The 15,641-nt window shown below is 35.6% G+C and carries 16 protein-coding genes and 1 pseudogene; 14 read left to right on the top strand and 3 right to left on the bottom strand.

Features of this window, described 5'->3' with window-relative positions:
• Positions 1-312: 312 nt before the first annotated feature.
• From RCG23_RS25155 to fabI, 7 genes and pseudogenes are all read left to right on the top strand, one after another.
• A complete protein-coding gene (locus tag RCG23_RS25155; protein ID WP_308177922.1) occupies positions 313-753 on the top strand; it encodes an SMI1/KNR4 family protein in 441 nt (146 codons plus the stop codon).
• A gap of 503 nt (positions 754-1,256) precedes the next feature.
• Positions 1,257-1,706: a GNAT family N-acetyltransferase gene (locus RCG23_RS25150; protein WP_308177921.1), complete on the top strand. Its 450-nt coding sequence runs from the start codon at positions 1,257-1,259 to the stop codon at positions 1,704-1,706.
• Positions 1,707-2,291: 585 nt separating this feature from the next.
• A pseudogene (locus tag RCG23_RS25145) lies at positions 2,292-3,132 on the top strand (metallophosphoesterase).
• Between the two features lie 210 nt (positions 3,133-3,342).
• A complete protein-coding gene (locus tag RCG23_RS26125; RefSeq protein ID WP_374049874.1) occupies positions 3,343-3,426 on the top strand; it encodes a putative holin-like toxin in 84 nt (27 codons plus the stop codon).
• Between the two features lie 453 nt (positions 3,427-3,879).
• The gene (locus RCG23_RS25140) at positions 3,880-5,154 is read left to right on the top strand and encodes an L-cysteine desulfidase family protein (protein WP_308177920.1); all 1,275 of its coding nucleotides are present in this window, start codon (positions 3,880-3,882) and stop codon (positions 5,152-5,154) included.
• A gap of 452 nt (positions 5,155-5,606) precedes the next feature.
• Positions 5,607-5,924 carry a hypothetical protein gene (locus tag RCG23_RS25135; RefSeq protein WP_308177919.1) on the top strand — a complete coding sequence of 106 codons (318 nt, stop codon included), beginning with the start codon at positions 5,607-5,609 and terminating at the stop codon, positions 5,922-5,924.
• 164 nt (positions 5,925-6,088) lie between these two features.
• Complete coding sequence (gene fabI, locus RCG23_RS25130) at positions 6,089-6,868, top strand: enoyl-ACP reductase FabI (protein WP_308177918.1); 780 nt, start codon at positions 6,089-6,091, stop codon at positions 6,866-6,868.
• Between the two features lie 184 nt (positions 6,869-7,052).
• On the opposite strand, the gene RCG23_RS25125 is transcribed toward fabI, so the two are convergent.
• Positions 7,053-7,502: a GNAT family N-acetyltransferase gene (locus RCG23_RS25125; RefSeq protein WP_308177917.1), complete on the bottom strand. Its 450-nt coding sequence runs from the start codon at positions 7,500-7,502 to the stop codon at positions 7,053-7,055.
• 618 nt (positions 7,503-8,120) lie between these two features.
• Between RCG23_RS25125 and RCG23_RS25120 the strand changes: the two genes are divergently transcribed.
• Complete coding sequence (locus tag RCG23_RS25120; protein WP_308177916.1) at positions 8,121-8,258, top strand: hypothetical protein; 138 nt, start codon at positions 8,121-8,123, stop codon at positions 8,256-8,258.
• 9 nt (positions 8,259-8,267) lie between these two features.
• Here RCG23_RS25120 and mraY read toward each other — a convergent pair whose 3' ends face one another.
• Together mraY and RCG23_RS25110 are read right to left on the bottom strand one after the other, a co-directional pair.
• The gene (gene mraY / locus RCG23_RS25115) at positions 8,268-9,224 is read right to left on the bottom strand and encodes a phospho-N-acetylmuramoyl-pentapeptide-transferase (RefSeq protein WP_308177915.1); all 957 of its coding nucleotides are present in this window, start codon (positions 9,222-9,224) and stop codon (positions 8,268-8,270) included.
• 436 nt (positions 9,225-9,660) lie between these two features.
• Positions 9,661-10,602 (bottom strand): RNA polymerase sigma factor, encoded by a 942-nt coding sequence (locus RCG23_RS25110; RefSeq protein ID WP_308177914.1) that lies wholly within the window; start codon positions 10,600-10,602, stop codon positions 9,661-9,663.
• Between the two features lie 429 nt (positions 10,603-11,031).
• Here RCG23_RS25110 and RCG23_RS25105 point away from each other — a divergent pair, with 429 nt between their 5' ends.
• The 6 genes from RCG23_RS25105 (at position 11,032) to RCG23_RS25080 (ending at position 15,288) form a co-directional block, all read left to right on the top strand.
• Positions 11,032-11,382, top strand: a complete 351-nt coding sequence (locus tag RCG23_RS25105) for a YciI family protein (protein WP_308177913.1) — start codon at positions 11,032-11,034, stop codon at positions 11,380-11,382.
• 105 nt (positions 11,383-11,487) lie between these two features.
• Positions 11,488-11,985 carry a DinB family protein gene (locus tag RCG23_RS25100; protein WP_308177912.1) on the top strand — a complete coding sequence of 166 codons (498 nt, stop codon included), beginning with the start codon at positions 11,488-11,490 and terminating at the stop codon, positions 11,983-11,985.
• Positions 11,969-12,289 (top strand): hypothetical protein, encoded by a 321-nt coding sequence (locus RCG23_RS25095; RefSeq protein WP_308177911.1) that lies wholly within the window; start codon positions 11,969-11,971, stop codon positions 12,287-12,289. Before RCG23_RS25100 ends, RCG23_RS25095 begins: the two co-directional genes overlap by 17 nt.
• A 305-nt stretch (positions 12,290-12,594) precedes the next feature.
• The gene (locus RCG23_RS25090) at positions 12,595-13,251 is read left to right on the top strand and encodes an HAD family hydrolase (protein ID WP_308180178.1); all 657 of its coding nucleotides are present in this window, start codon (positions 12,595-12,597) and stop codon (positions 13,249-13,251) included.
• A 572-nt stretch (positions 13,252-13,823) separates the two neighbouring features.
• A complete protein-coding gene (locus RCG23_RS25085; protein ID WP_308177910.1) occupies positions 13,824-14,405 on the top strand; it encodes a TetR/AcrR family transcriptional regulator in 582 nt (193 codons plus the stop codon).
• Positions 14,406-14,598: 193 nt separating this feature from the next.
• The gene (locus RCG23_RS25080; RefSeq protein WP_308177909.1) at positions 14,599-15,288 is read left to right on the top strand and encodes an alpha/beta fold hydrolase; all 690 of its coding nucleotides are present in this window, start codon (positions 14,599-14,601) and stop codon (positions 15,286-15,288) included.
• Positions 15,289-15,641: the final 353 nt, after the last annotated feature.

The raw sequence follows: 15,641 nt of genomic DNA, 5'->3' as shown, positions 1-15,641 counted from the left end.
GTGATGAGAAAGGCTATGAAGCATTCGTAGAGTAATGGGATTCAAAGTGCTGTTAAACGATTACAAGGAATGGGGACCAAACAACATCGAATTTTTAGCATCAGGCACCACTAATGAACAAAATCTTTAAATTGCCCATAAAGGTGCCAGACGCTCATAATTCTAAGAGTATATTATGGTTCTAACGACAAAAGTAATTTAATTCCTTTACCGGTTTTATTCCATGCAAAGATTGTAAATAATTCGTGGATAAATTATTGATTTTGCCATTGCAGTTCAAATAATATAAAGTATTAAATGGGAGATGCTTAAATGTGGAAAGAATTTATAAATAGTATTTCCGAAGAAGGGGAATATATTTTTAATGAACCTGCAGATAAAAAAGCAATAAATTACCTAGAAGAGAATTACAATGTACAACTCCCTAGTGAATTAATTGAATTATTCCATGAATCAGATGGAATAAAAGACACGTATGGGAGCTATCTAATATGGTCAACTAGAAAAATATTAGATATAAATAATGATTTTAGAACTGCTGAAGAATTCAAATCTATGTATATGCCTTTTGATAATTTACTTTTTGTTGCAGATGCTGGAAATGGTGATTTCTTTGGGTATTCTATAATAAACGGAGCCATTCAAAGGGACGATATATACGTTTGGGATCATGAAACAGACAGTAGAACATGGAAAGCCCCTTCCTTAAAGGATTTTATAGAAGGATGGACAAAAGGCAATATTGGGATTTAGTTAGAGAGCAATAAAGTGAAAATAAGTTTTATAATATCGGATTTAGAGTTATGAGGAGGTTACTAATTTCCTCATAATTTTAAATTTTATATGTTCCCTTATTTATTACTTCTTCAAAACCTTCATTTATTTGAGAAAGCTAGGTTCCCCAAGAAAGCTTCCAATTTATACAGACAATTTATTCTTACCCCACAATCTGGTCCTTTTATGGGAATACCGAGACTGGTGTTTTTAAACATTTGTAACGGAAGGGTGTGACTACTGTCAAAAAGCATACTTTATGACACGATAGAAAACAGCTATTAATTTATGTGACATTATGATTTTAGCTTCAGGCACCACTAATTTCCAGGCAACCTTCGTGGCAGGAGCATCCATTTAAAGGTAAGGCAAATGGAAAGAGTCTATAACCAAAAAAGTGGATATAATTGACAAGTGCCAGGACATGTCGATTATGTAAGGACCTTATATAACAAGTAAACTTCTTTTAAGGTGGTATTCTAGTGACTCAACACAAATTTACAATAACTCCGTATCATCCTACATATGCTGAACAGACAGTGAGAATGTGGCGAGATAGTAAGGAACAGGCTATTGGCCAGAAAGAAATTCATAGCTTCGAAAATCATATTTATTTTTTAAATGATATCTTACCCAAGCAGTATCAAATAGATTTGGCGTTAATGGATGACAAAGTAGTTGGGATGATCGCTTATACCGAAAGAGAGATTAGCCAGCTTTATATTCATATTAATTATCAAGGATTCGGAATAGGTCAAGCATTACTTGACAAGGCAAAAGAACAATCAAGAGGGAGATTAACTTTATATACATTTGAAGTAAATGAAAACGCACAACGATTTTATGAAAAAAATGGATTTAATATCATTGGTAGAGGGCACGAAAATGAAGAAAATTTACCAGATATTCAATATGAATGGAAATCCAACTAAATCAGGTAAAGGGAGATTGTAAGTTCAATTGTGCTGTATTTTTAACGGTTCAGCATGAAGCCGATTGAACCAATGGTCATTACTGCCATCAAAAAGAGGACAACCTGTATCGACAGTTTTTGGACAAAAAGCTAAGCATTGAAAATAAAAAAATAAGCTGACCTCGCGGGACAAGCTTATAAGTGTTTCAGGATTAGATTTTTGATGTTGTTTTCCACTTAGATTTTACAAAAAAATCCACCCTTGAGCTTGGCACTCAGGTGGATTATCTCACGAGAAAGCCGACCCCTTTGCGGGAACCGCCTATTGTGTGACCGGACATGTTAGCAGCATGTCTGGTCTCTTTTAGTTTATGCTGTATGTTGATTTTATTATACATAAAACTTTGATAGAAGAAAACTAATAAGGGTCTTGATTTTCATCTTATTAGAGAATGTTCACAAACTATTTTTTTGAAAGATAAATGGAAAAATTAATGATAGTATAAAAATGAGATGATGAATTTTTCGAAATATATTTAGGGAGTTAGTGAGATCATCTTAGGTGAAAAATAAATCTTACATGGCACTGAGAGGACTGAAATAGATGAATCATAAAATTGCGCTTCTAGCGGATGTCCACGGAAATGTGAGTGCTTTAGAAGCGGTTGTGGAAGATTGTGAAAGAGAAGGTGTCATGGACTACTGGTTTTTGGGAGATTTGATCATGCCAGGGCGGAGCAAATGAGTTGTTTGAAGTTTTGGATCGCATTCAGGCAACCACGTATATAAAGGGAAATTGGGAGGACAGTTTCCTTGATGTACTGAATAAAAACATTGATCTTGAAAACGCTACTGATATCTATGCTTCCAGGTTGGCACAGTATCAATGTGAAAATTTGGATCCGACCCGCATTCCTCAAATTCAGAATCTACCCATGCAAGTGACGAAACAAGTGAATCATCTATCCATCAGTTTGAGTCATAATCTGCAAACGAAAAACTATGGTGGAGATTTATGGCCAACCAATCACCAGGAAAAATTTGATCAGTTATTTGATCAAGATTATGATATTGCGATTTATGCCCATACCCATCATCAATTGCTGCGCTATAGCAGCAAGGATCAATTGATTATTAACCCGGGGACTATTGGGCAGCCTTTTTATCATTGGGAAAAGCATCGCGCCGACCGCCGCGCCCAGTATGCCATTCTTGAAATAGATGAAGAAGGGATTGCTGAAGTGAGTTTTAAAAGAATTTCCTATGATATTGAAAAAGAATGGAAAAACGCGATACAGCACCAGCTTCCGTATGTTAACCTTTACCGGGAAATGCTGGAAACGGGAAAAACGTATACACATGATACCGAATATTTGCAAAAGCTGAATGACAAGTTTCATTATAAAGAAGAAATCATTTATTTTTTCGGGAAGAATTATTGGTGATTTTACTTGTAGGGAGATTCATATAAATAAGAACGAATGATATAGAAATTAGTGGATGGTAAGAAACCTGGAGTTGAGTGGTATGTTCCTTGTCATTGCTTGGTACAGATGCGTTCTTATGTTTTGGAAAATGATATAATTAAACTACAATAGAATAGGTTTTCTCAAGGGTGGTCGGCACACTCCTGCTTTGAAAGGGGGTGATGCTGTATGACAGTATTTGAAGCTTTAATGATTATGATTGCATTTGCGAGCTTAATCGTCGCTTTACTGTCATTTAACCAAAAAAAATAATCCACCTTTGAGTTAGCGGCTCAGGTGGATTATCCCCACTTTATAGCCGACCCCTTTGGGGGAGCCGTCTATTGTATGACCGGAAATGTTAGAGCATGTCTGGTCTTTTTTATTTTACGCATTGCATTGAATTTATTATACCTAAATATAGCTTAAAAGAAAACATTTTAGGTAATGTATTGATCCTAATAACACACCACTTACTCCACATTAACCGACAATGCTTTCACTAAAACCGATAGGGATCCAATTGGTGAAAGTGGAAAAGTTAAATCTGATCCATATTCCTCGACATTTCATATACAGAATCTCTCTTATCAGTGAGATTCTTTTTTTGAGTGAAATATTCATTTTAATAAAATTTTTCTGTCAAACAATGAAAAACTCCCCAAGAATCTGACCTGCTATGTTAATATCAGAAATAGGTTACTAGCAAAGTGGGTGTGGAATACAATGGAGAAACACAAAATATTAGCGATTATAGAGAAAGAATTAGTGATTGCCCTTGGCTGTACGGAGCCTGTTGCGATTGCATTAGCCGCAGCAACTGCTAAAAGCAATGCAAAGGGTGAAATAAAAGAGATATGTGTGAAAGCTAGTGGAAATGTTATTAAGAATGCTAAATCAGTCGGAATTCCCGGAATGACTTCTACTGGCCTTGATTTTGCTGCTGCTATTGGAGCAGTAGCCGGAGATCCATCAAGGCAGCTTGAGGTATTAAGTGGGCTTACTTTTGATGATGAGCAGTCAGCACTAAAGCTAATTGAGGAAGGTAAAGTAACCTCTGGCCAGGCTGATACTCCGAAAATACTTTATATTGAAGTGACTCTACAAACAGATAAGCAATCTTCTAAAGTGGTAATTTCCGATAATCATACCAATATTTCTCTAATTGAGGTTGATGGTAGGGTTGTGTATCAAGGCGGCTGTGAGAATATTGGCTTCCAATCAGATGAAGAGGAATTAACGTCTCTCACAATTGATGAAATTTATGAATGGGTTACAAATGTCGATATCAGTTCATTATCTCTGGTAAAAAAGAGTATTGAGCTAAATAGAGTGATTGGAATAGAAGGTCTTTCAGGGGATTACGGCTTAAAAGTAGGAAAAACCCTTAAGGAAAATGTGAAAAAAGGAATACTATCCAATGATATAGCCACTGCAGCGATGGCGCTGGCGGCCGCTGGTTCGGATGCTAGAATGGCAGGTTCCACACTGCCTGTTATGGCGAATACCGGGAGTGGAAATCAAGGAATTGCTGTCACACTTCCCGTGGTGGCAGTGGCGGAGAAATTGCAGGTTTCTGAGGAGAAGATGATTCGGGCAGTTGCACTTAGCCATCTTATGACGATTCATATCAAATCTAAATTTGGCCGTCTATCTGCCTTATGCGGTGTAACTGCCGCGGGAATGGGTGCTAGCGGAGCCATTGTTTTCTTGCTCGATGGTGGTTTGCATCAAATAAAAGCAGCGATTCAAAATACAATTGGTAATGTGTCTGGAATGATTTGCGATGGGGCAAAGGCGGGCTGCGCAATGAAAGTATCCACCTGTTCGAATGTTGCCGTTCAATCCGCTTTGTTGGCACTAAACAATCAAGAAATTAAATCCACTGATGGATTTATTCATGATGATGTAGAAAAAAGCATAGAAAGTTTTTGTAAGCTTGGAAATGAAGGAACAAGGCATACGGACGAACTCATTTTAAGATTAATGATGGAAAAATAAATATCATACCGTTATTTTGAAGCCTCAGTCACAAATAAATATACTCAGTGAAAACTCCCTGAAACACGACTTTCAGGGAGTTTAATAATAATATCGTCCTTCAAAGGTTGGTAATCATTACTTGTAAATGCAAAAACTATTTCTAATATAATTATTTATAAATATGAGAATAAGTGGAGGTAACTGGTGTACGGTTTGAGAAGAGTTTCACCTATTTGTCCTAGATGTAAAGGAAATAATACTTATGACATCCTTCCAGGGATACCTAATGAGCCTGCTATCCAATTATCTGAAGATGTGTTTGAATATTTTCACGAAAAGACTGTAGGAAATGCGAAGTATTATTGTTTGGATTGTTCAAAAACCTGGAAAAAATACAGAGGCAAGAAACTATATGAACGAATAAATGTTATTTATGCAGATGTAGGAGGTTTCCCGGGCCATATTTTCAAGTGAAAATTGATTTTACAAAAATGTATATTGAACAGCAGCACTCTGCCTTCATTCCTGAAGATTCAAACGACAATGAACCTTGGAAGCCGCTCACAAATGAAGAACTCGATTGGTTCAGATCGGAATTGTATAAATGTGATTTTGTGAATTGGGCAGAAGAATATTATCAGATTGGTGTTTTGGATGGCACGCATTGGAGTGTACGGATTGAATATGATACCTATTGTGAAATCAAAACTGGCCATGTCCACTTTCCACCAAAGTGGTCAAAATTCTGCAAGGCCATTTCGAAATTAAGTGGAAGCGAATTCTACTAAATATAAAAATAGCGCTTAGATTCGAGTGCTTTTTTATTTTCCTTTTTATTTATACATCTTTTTGAAGTTGGTTTATTGAACTAACACGCCGTTTTGATATAATAGTACCTGGTATTAAAACTAGATATAATTTTATTGTCTATCAGTCAACTTAGGAGGACCACATGGAAGATTTGCTTAAATTAAAAGGTAAAAACATTGTCATCATGGGGGTTGCAAATGAGCGCAGTATTGCTTGGGGTGTAGCTCGGTCGCTATATCAAGCTGGTGCCAATCTTATTTTTACCTATCGTTTAGAACGTTCACTTGGAAAAATAAATAAGTTATTAACGGATAATAATCATACTGCTCAACTAATCGTGCAATGCGATGTAAACGATGATGAAAGTATTAAAGGTGCTTTCCAGGAAATTGGGGAGAAGGTAGGAACAATCCACGGAATTGTACACTCCGTTGCATTTGCAAATGCGGAAGATTTAAAAAGGGAGTTTATTAATACCTCAAGGTCTGGGTATGCTTTTGCCCAAGATACCAGCTCGTACTCATTAATAGCGGTTGCAAGAGAAGCAAAACCTTTTATGACAGAAGGCGGCTCAATCGTGACGATGAGTTACCTTGGAGCTGAAAGGGCAGTCAGTGGCTATAATGTGATGGGAGTTGCAAAAGCAGCTCTTGAATCAGCAGTAAAATACCTCGCAATCGATTTAGGAAAAGAGAATATCCGTATTAACGCGATTTCTGCTGGAGCGATTCGCACACTTGCAGCTAAAGGAGTAGGTTCTTTCAATGAAATCCTTCATAAAATTGAAGAAACCGCACCTTTAAAAAGAAATGTAACACAAGAAGAGGTGGGGGATATGACTTTGGCAATGCTTAGTCAACTTTCCCGAGGAGTTACTGGTGAAATTATCTATGTAGATTCAGGATATAATATCATGGGCTAAGCCCAACACAAAAGTTGTTGAGGGCTAATGGGTTTAGGTGTTTTTATGAATATTATTGCGTTTGTGGACCAAATTGTTAGGTTAGCGATTTGGTCCGTTTATTTTTGGCTTTGTTTTCTTTTATTGTTGTTTTATGACCAAAAGAAAAACGCCTACTCAAAAGCGGCGGTTGATTATGCATTTGTTAGTTTAGTTTCTTAATCAGACTTATTCGAATTACATCATCCCAAATTGGACCACGTCGAATTACTTGATACCCAATTTTTTTATTAAGTTCGATGACGTGGTTATTTGTTTCTTCTGTATGTGTATAAATTAAATCAACCTTATGATACTGAGCCTCTTCTTCCAACTTTAGCTTTAGCTTAGTCGCTAAACCTAATCTGCGAAAGTTCGGATGAACCCATAATTGAAATATTTCAGTGAATCGACCATCACTTTGAAATAGTCTTGGGTTTAACTCGTTGAAAATTGTTTTCCAAGGATACACGGAATTCCTATTTGCTATGGAATACATTATCATTGCAATCGCTTTGTTAGAAGCGGAATCTTCAATAATAAATGCACCTTTATCTTGGTCAGTTAGAAACCGTTCTATTTTCTCACTATGTTCCTTTTTTTCTTGTTCTGTCATTTCAACTTCATCTGAAACCGTATACCCATCGTTTTTTAAGTCAATTCGACCAAAAATTCGTGGTCAGTTATAACAGCATTTCGTATATTAAGCATTCTATCACCTCTATTGACCATACTATCTCTCATTCCTCTTATTTAGCATTAATCCAAATTTAGAAAGAAAAAGATGCATGCCGAAGATTGAAATGGGGCTGGTATATTGTTGCTCCAATTGTGTTAGATTTATAAGCATGTTATGGGGAAAACATTCTAATTGGACGGCTGGACAAGTCATAGGTGTTAGCGATTTGGTCCTTTTATGTTTGCATATATGATTTTAGAAGTTTTATGAATCTTATTATTGAATTTTTTATTAAAACTAATGCGGAGGATCGTTTAAGTGTAAAAATTCGCAAACTCGAAAATTCAAATGACAGGGAGATGTTCTTCAACAATCGGGTTATTCAGTTGAAGATCAAAGAAGTTAATCTAGTTGCTATTTATGTCGATTTCCAAGTTAAAACGATCTTCAAGTCGAAGATCGTTTTAACAAAAATTTTTTTAATATTATTGCCAAAAATTTAGTACCCCGACAAGTGCACCATTTTATAATATTAAAAAGGAGTTCAATGGCAAAATGGAAATCACCTTCATTTATTTGATGATTGGGATATTGATTAGTGCACCACTTTATGCGGTTGCAGATTTTGGCCTTGGTATGTTTTTTCTGTATTGTGCATTGCCTGGTTACCTTTACTATTCATTGGAGGGATGATCCCTTTATTTATGGATGTAGAAGAAATCTCCAATAAGCTAAACAGATAAAAACACAAAACCAAGAAATAAATCCAAAATACGTGACTATTGTTGTTTCGGACCATCCATATTTTAAGCCGAAGTGATAATGAATCGGCGTCATTCTGAAAACACGCTTACGAGTTAGTTTAAATGACGAAACTTGTAAAATTACTGAAAGTATTTCAGCGAAATATATAATGAACAAAATGGGAATTAAAATTTCAACTTTCTCAAGAACAGCTAGAAATGATAGCGAGCCCCCTATGGCTAATGATCCCGTATCCCCCATAAAAGCTTTCGCAGGAAATATATTATAAATGAGAAAGCCGAGTAAACATCCAATCATAATTAAGCAAAAAAGCTGCACCTCTGGTCTGTCTGAAATCATAAAAAAGAAAAAGTAGGTAGGGATCGCAACAACTCCTAAAAGACCGTCTAATCCATCTGTGAAGTTAATGGCATTTGCAGAACCTACGACAAAGAATGAGATGACAAAAACAAATAATGCCATTGGAAGCTCCAAGGAAATATTTTTATAAATATGGATGCTGGTGTCTACGCCCAGTGCGTTTATCACGTAATAAAGCAAAATACCAGTAAAAGTAAATTGAAAAATCAGTTTGGTCCTACTCGATACCCCTCCTGGATCTTGACGAGAAGCTTTCCAAAAATCGTCCAAAAACCCAACAAAACTAAAAAGAATGTAGGTAATACACAAGAAATACATGAATGGAGTAGGAGAAAAAAGAATGGATACGATAATTCCAACAAAAAGAATCATTCCAAACATTAAAGGGGTGCCTTTTTTTAACTGATGACCTGAAGGAAGTTCTTTTCTTATCGGTTGAAGGAGCCTAAGTTGTCTTAAACCAGCAATTAATAGTGGAGATAAAATGGAAACAGCGACAAAAGAAATTAACGCAGGGATTATTTGATTAATCACTTATTATTTACTCCTTTTTCTCATTAGTATCTTAATAAGTTCTATTTAAAACTTTCATTTCCTTTATTTAATATTAAAGGTTGCCTATGAAACCATTTCTTTGATGAGTAAATAAGAAGAACCTTGTACTTAGTAAGAATATACTTTTAAAAAATCTATTCTATGATTATTTCATACAATTACTTCTGGTCAGAGCGAGTTTATTATGATGATAGAAAAATTGGGGGAATATATTGGGGGACTGAAAATATGGAGGCAATAAAAAAATGATACAGCGAGGTGCTGAAGAATCAGCTTCTTCATGCAGGATGGCATTTCCATCCTGTATTTTTGTTAAAAAACCATCTGAAAAATTGTTTGAAGCAACAGTAATCGCAAATTTAGTTTTGATATTAAAAAAAACAAAATAGGGATAACAGATGTCATCCCTTAAAGCTTAAGTCCAATTAACCGGTGGTTTTTCTAACTGCGCTTTTATTGCAAGCTCTTTTGCAGCAGCCAAAATAAATTCTTTTCTAAAGAAGTAACTTTTATGACTTACTATTTTTCCATTTTCAACCTCTTGTAACTGTATATCGTGGATTTCAGGTCCCTGGTCCCCATTAGAAATTACAATAATAACTGGTTTATTCCATAGAATAAATTCTTTAGCTGTATGTCCAGGTAGGCCAAATCTAAGAGAGCCTTTAATCATCTCATACTTAGAAAATTCTTGGAAACCAAAATAGGCTTCATTTTGTGCTTGATCACTAAATAGTTTTAACATGCCATCCAAATCTCCATTATTAAATGCTTTTAAATATGATTGAATGGTCACATTGGTTTTATGGTTAGACAACAACTCAGATTTTGATTGAGTAAAATCAATGGAAGCAATGTTTCTTCTCGCACGTTGTACAGCAGAATAAACCCCTCCAGGAGTGCTTTGTAGAATTCCGGCTGCTTCCTCGGCATTAAATTTGAAAATATCCAATAAAAGAAAAGCGGCAACTTGTTTTGGTGTTAAATGAGAATCTAAATATATTAAAATTTCTTCCAAAAAAAGAGGATTCGAGAAATCTTCTATCGTTTCAGATGGTTCATCTAAAATTCCTGTTTCCCGTTTTAGCTTTCTGCATTGGTCAATCCAAGTATTGGTTGCAACCTTAAACAAGTAATATTTTTTGTCAGTTATTTCAATCCATCTTTGGGGGAGAAAGCCAAACGATTTTATTATTGTTTCCTGATATAGATCTTCACCATCCCAAGGGGAGCCAGTGATAAATTTACAATAATTCCATAAATCTGATGAATAATCAGAAATTGTTCTGAAGAATTCATCTCTTACCTTTCTCGTTTCATTCACGATATCCAAAGTAATGTTATCAATTGGTTTCATCCAAATTCCTCCTACTGTCAATATACTAAATAAACGATTATATATCGAAGAATTATACGGCCATAAAAAAATATTTTTAAGGAATTATCTTATTAAAGTTACTAGGGTGTTGATCTAGGAAGGATTAACTCCCTTTTTTGTTGTATTACTTCTTTAACAAACCGCTGAGTTTAACGAAAGAAGGATTTTAAATAAACAAATAGAATTATTGAAGATAAGGCAATTTGTGAAGAGGAAATATGATTTAAATACATTAAGTTTGATATTTATATGGCTGGTATTTCAATGCAAAATGTCACCTCTAAGCGGTTTGGTTTTTTAAGTGAAAGATAGAATATAAGAAAATGATAGTTGTTAAATATCTACCTAGATGTATGTGGCGTGAATTTACTTAGGAGATTGCCCCTAAAATAGAAGGAGGAAATTTTTATGCTGTTTATGCTGATTGTCAAGGCCTCGAAGAATTCGGAAGCCGGAAATCTCCCGAGCACAGAGCTCATGGAAGCCATGACGAAGTACAATGAGGAATTAGTTAATGCAGGCGTGCGGGTTATGGCTAAAGGGCTTCATCCAAGTTCGAATGGGATGCGCATTTCCTTTCCGAAACCTGGAGAAAAGCCGGTGGTTACGGAGGGCCCATTTACGGAATCGAACGACTTGATTGCTGGGTTCATTCTGATTGATGTGAAGTCGAGGGAAGAAGCTATCGAGTGGGCAATAAGGATGCCTGACCCGCAAGGACATGGGGAAGGTGAGATTGAATTGCGTCAGGTTTTTTAGGCGCCGAGCTTCAATAAATGAGCCCTTGGGATAAACGCAATCATTTTTCTGGAACATGTTACAATGAATTTGAAACAAGCTTTACTAATTTAAGGAGGACCAAAAATGTTCACATCAGTAAATGATTTCTTAAACGAATGGAAACAAGAAGCAGCAGTTACTCAAAAAGTGCTGGACGCGCTGACAGATGTATCTTTGAATCAGGAAGTTTCTCTAGGATTATACTGTATTGGAAGCCTCGCTTGGCACATTACGGGAGCAGTTTACTATTTTCCTTTACAGGTAGGAGTAAAATTCGAGGCTCCTGATCTTCAAAAAGAATCACCAAAATCAGCTGCTGAAATCAGCGAGACTTATAAAACAGTAAGTCAGCGGTTAACAGAAGCATTTTCTGAACAGGTTACAGATGTTAAATTGAATGAAATGGTGAATTTATTTGGAAGGGAAATGCCACTTCAAGCTGTTTTCCGTCTGCTAATACAGCATCAGGCTCATCACCGCGGACAATTGACGGTCCTTATGAGACAAGCTGACTTGAAGGTTCCGGGCGTATATGGTCCTAGCAAAGAAGAATGGGAAGCGATGAATGCTCAAAAGAGTTAGTATTGTCAATGATGCAAAAAAAACCGGCGCATGCCGGTTTTTTGTACTATTAGATAAAAACTTCGACGGCTTTGATTTAAAAGATAGCAGTAATTTTGGTTTAAACAATGATGGTAAACTTGTTTATACCGATTATGGTATGACAAAGAGTTTATATGAAAAAGAGTGGGTTCCATTAGCCGAAGAAGGTATACTTCCGCAAATACACTTTGACTTTTGCAATGTTTGTGGACTGGAGAAGGAGCTACGTATGTACGGAAATAATGACAAAGATAAACGCTGTTATAGATGCGAAAAGGAATAAGGCGAATCAGCGTGTATAAGAATTACAATTAAACTAAAAGGTGCAAGAGTAAAGATGCAGAGTGCTGCGTAGCGGGTTTGGTTTTGGAGTAGAAAAACTCAATTCGCACACGAATTTGCATCTTAATTATCAATCAAAATCTAAGTAAATTCACAACCGAAAACGCACAGTATTTAGTTCACTGTGCGTTTTTGTGTTTTATGGTATATTTATGTGAATTTTTCGAAGATTTTATGGGGTTTTATGTTAAATTAAAAATAAGTAATTTGTAAAGGTAGTGAAGTTATTTGAGAGGTTATAAAGCAATGCTATTTGATTTAGATGATACCCTACTTAATAGGGATAAGGCAGTAGATAAAATGTTTTTAATTATTTTAGAAAAGTGTTATGAGGATGTTAATCATTCATCACAAAACGAAATGTTACAAAAATTCAAAAAGTATGATAATAGAAACTATGGCAATAGTGATAAAACAAAAGTTTTGGAATCATTTTTTGATGAATTTCCACCAAAATATAGATTGCCACACAATTACATTCAAGATTTTTGGAATAATAATTTTCCTAATTGTTTTTCTATAAACCAATATACTATAAATATCGTAAATACTATAAAGAGGCATGTTAAAGTTGCAATTATAACAAACGGCTCAACTCAGAGACAAAAGGCTAAAATAATTAACACAAATTTAAATAGTTGTTTTGATATAGTAATTATTTCTGAAGAAGTGGGATTTAGAAAACCTGACAAAAGAATATTTGAATTAGCATTAAATAATCTTAATGTGCAACCAGAAGACGCATTATTCGTTGGAGATGATATAGAAAAGGATATCGGTGGTTGTCAAAACGCAGATATTAAGGGCATATGGTTCAATCCTTATTTGATCAAAAATGATACCGAAATAAAACCATATGCAGAAATCAATTCTTTTGATAGATTATTAAGTTATTTTACTTAATAAACATAATCAGAAGTTGTATTACTTCACAATATGGCACATCACAAACGCTATTGATGCTGTACACCCGCATGAATAATATTGAACCATCATATTATGTAGATTTGACTGTGTGTAAAAATAGGTAATAGAGAGGCGATGCCATATTAGGCATCGTTTTTTTTGCGATAAAGTGGGGAAATGGTATCGAAATATCAAATTTGATTTTTATCCCTTCTAATACCGTCAATATATCAATAAACCGGACGCAATAGGACTATTTTTGTGAAGAGCCATAAGGTTTTTCTAATTTAAGCAAACAGAATTTTTTTCATTGACTAAACGTTCATTCAATAATAAAATAAAACTGTAAATTAAGTTAAATTATGGAAGGGGTGAATTGGATTTATTACGAGATTAATTGTAAAGAGTATCTTCCAGTGATGGTACAGAATAATCCTGATGGAGCTTGTTTTTGAGAAGTTCCAAAAATTCGTTTCACAGAAATAGATAATGCTGAACAAATGTGACACTAACACAATCTGAATATTTATAAGAGGAAATCACTGTTTTTATGGAGGATTGAAGTTAAAATGCCGCGAACACCCGAAGAGAATGATCGCATTCGCCAACTTTCAAAACAAAATATTCGTACTGCAGCTATGGAATTATTTATTAAACAAGGATATTATGCTACCTCTATTCACGATGTAGCAAAACAAGCGGGCATTTCTAAAGGGTTACTATACAATTATTACAAAGGAAAAGAAGAGCTGCTGTCTGAAATGGTCGAGGCGAGAATCAGGGAAGTGGTTGAAGTAATGGAAGGAGCAACCGCTCTCAAGAGACCCAGTGAGCAACTTAAACACATTATCGAAGGAGCGATTGATAATATCCATCAAAATCCAGAAGTCCATCGATTCTATCTGCATCTGCAAACTCAGCCAGAGTCAGACGAAGAGTTGATTAAATACAGTAAACTCCTTATTAAAGAAAACGCTAGAATGTTTGAGATACAATGTGAAATATTTGAAAGGCTGGGAGTACAGCAGCCAAGGCAACGGTCGTTATATTTTTCATCCGTGCTTCAAGGTATTATGTTGATGATATCTACCTATCCACAAATTTTTCCGATTGAAGAAATTAAAAAACAGATTATTCAAGAATTTTGTTAACCCCTCTTTCACATGAAAACAGAGTTAATATTCAATCTATTCAAATGGATGGTGCGCTTCTTAAGAAGGTGTCTCCAAGCCATTTTGATAGAAGATAAGCAGGCAATGCTTACACATTCGCTAAAATGTGTTCGTTTGGGAATTTAATTAATCGGGTTTCAAATGACGAATCCCGCCATAGGAGATGAGCGAGATGGAAACACGGGTAAATCAAATTGAATTGAATGGACTCACCTTTCAATATCGAGAGAGCGGGCACCCTTCTGCAGCGCCAATTGTTGCACTACATGCACTGGGAAAAAGTGCAGAAACATGGGATCAAGTGGCAGTTGCATTAGGAGAAAATTACCGCGTTTTAGCTTTGGATCAGCGAGGGCACGGTGGGAGTACAAGAGTTGGCACTTACTCCTTTGAACTTATGTGCGATGACTTGCTTCATTTTGTGAATGCCATGAATTTAGACCAATTTACGTTACTCGGTCAGTCCATGGGAGGAACAGTATCCTATCTATTCTCAGAAAAATTTCCGTCAAGGATAGAAAGGTTGATTGTTGAAGACACTCCACCTCCTTTTCCTGACAAGCCAATCGAGATTCCTTCTAAACCTCCTGGTTCCCTCCCATTTGATTGGCTGGTAGTGCCTTCGATTCTAACGCAACTTAATGACCCCAATCCCCAATGGTGGGCCCGTCTAAAGGATATTATCAAGCCGACTCTTATTATAGGCGGTGGGTCAAGTCATATTCCACAACATAAATTGCAAGAAGTTTCTGAACTTATTCCCACTTGCGAATTGGTGACAATTGATCATGCGGGGCACTTTGTGCATGATGATAACTTACCAGCCTTCATAGCTGCCGTAAAAAGTTTTCTACATTCATGAGTTTTCGCATTCTTCCACTTTTTCTCCCATTCTTATTGATTTGAGAAGAGGGAAACTTCGGGTTTTATAAGACTTAATAGAGATCTTTATACTACAAATGAAATATCCCATTGACCCATACGACATAGTGGCAGCCCTGATTTGTATATTAAAGTAACGAAAAAAGCAAGCACAGTGTGCTCGCTTTTTAACAATGTGGTAAGACAATATTCAGAAATACTTAATCCCTATTCTAAAGTTGGCATTCTTGATGAAAAACTTAACTTAGCGTAAAACTTTTCAATTAAGAAGTATATTTTAACCAACAATCTAATCAGGGATGACAATAAAATTTTAAATGAAGTATTCAAAAT

Source organism: Neobacillus sp. PS3-34, assembly GCF_030915465.1.
In the GTDB taxonomy this organism is placed as follows: Bacteria; Bacillota; Bacilli; order Bacillales; family Cytobacillaceae; genus Neobacillus_A.
This window is presented reverse-complemented; position numbering and strand designations above follow the sequence as displayed.

What these genes read in the sequence shown, in the direction of transcription:
- RCG23_RS25155 (WP_308177922.1), top strand. Translation starts at nt 313, where the DNA reads ATGTGGAAAGAATTTATAAATAGTATTTCCGAAGAAGGGGAATATATT.
- RCG23_RS26125 (WP_374049874.1), top strand. Translation starts at nt 3,343, where the DNA reads ATGACAGTATTTGAAGCTTTAATGATTATGATTGCATTTGCGAGCTTA.
- RCG23_RS25140 (WP_308177920.1), top strand. Translation starts at nt 3,880, where the DNA reads ATGGAGAAACACAAAATATTAGCGATTATAGAGAAAGAATTAGTGATT.
- fabI (WP_308177918.1), top strand. Translation starts at nt 6,089, where the DNA reads ATGGAAGATTTGCTTAAATTAAAAGGTAAAAACATTGTCATCATGGGG.
- RCG23_RS25125 (WP_308177917.1), bottom strand. Translation starts at nt 7,502, where the DNA reads ATGACAGAACAAGAAAAAAAGGAACATAGTGAGAAAATAGAACGGTTT.
- RCG23_RS25120 (WP_308177916.1), top strand. Translation starts at nt 8,121, where the DNA reads ATGGAAATCACCTTCATTTATTTGATGATTGGGATATTGATTAGTGCA.
- RCG23_RS25110 (WP_308177914.1), bottom strand. Translation starts at nt 10,602, where the DNA reads ATGAAACCAATTGATAACATTACTTTGGATATCGTGAATGAAACGAGA.
- RCG23_RS25105 (WP_308177913.1), top strand. Translation starts at nt 11,032, where the DNA reads ATGCTGTTTATGCTGATTGTCAAGGCCTCGAAGAATTCGGAAGCCGGA.
- RCG23_RS25100 (WP_308177912.1), top strand. Translation starts at nt 11,488, where the DNA reads ATGTTCACATCAGTAAATGATTTCTTAAACGAATGGAAACAAGAAGCA.
- RCG23_RS25095 (WP_308177911.1), top strand. Translation starts at nt 11,969, where the DNA reads ATGCTCAAAAGAGTTAGTATTGTCAATGATGCAAAAAAAACCGGCGCA.
- RCG23_RS25090 (WP_308180178.1), top strand. Translation starts at nt 12,595, where the DNA reads ATGCTATTTGATTTAGATGATACCCTACTTAATAGGGATAAGGCAGTA.
- RCG23_RS25085 (WP_308177910.1), top strand. Translation starts at nt 13,824, where the DNA reads ATGCCGCGAACACCCGAAGAGAATGATCGCATTCGCCAACTTTCAAAA.
- RCG23_RS25080 (WP_308177909.1), top strand. Translation starts at nt 14,599, where the DNA reads ATGGAAACACGGGTAAATCAAATTGAATTGAATGGACTCACCTTTCAA.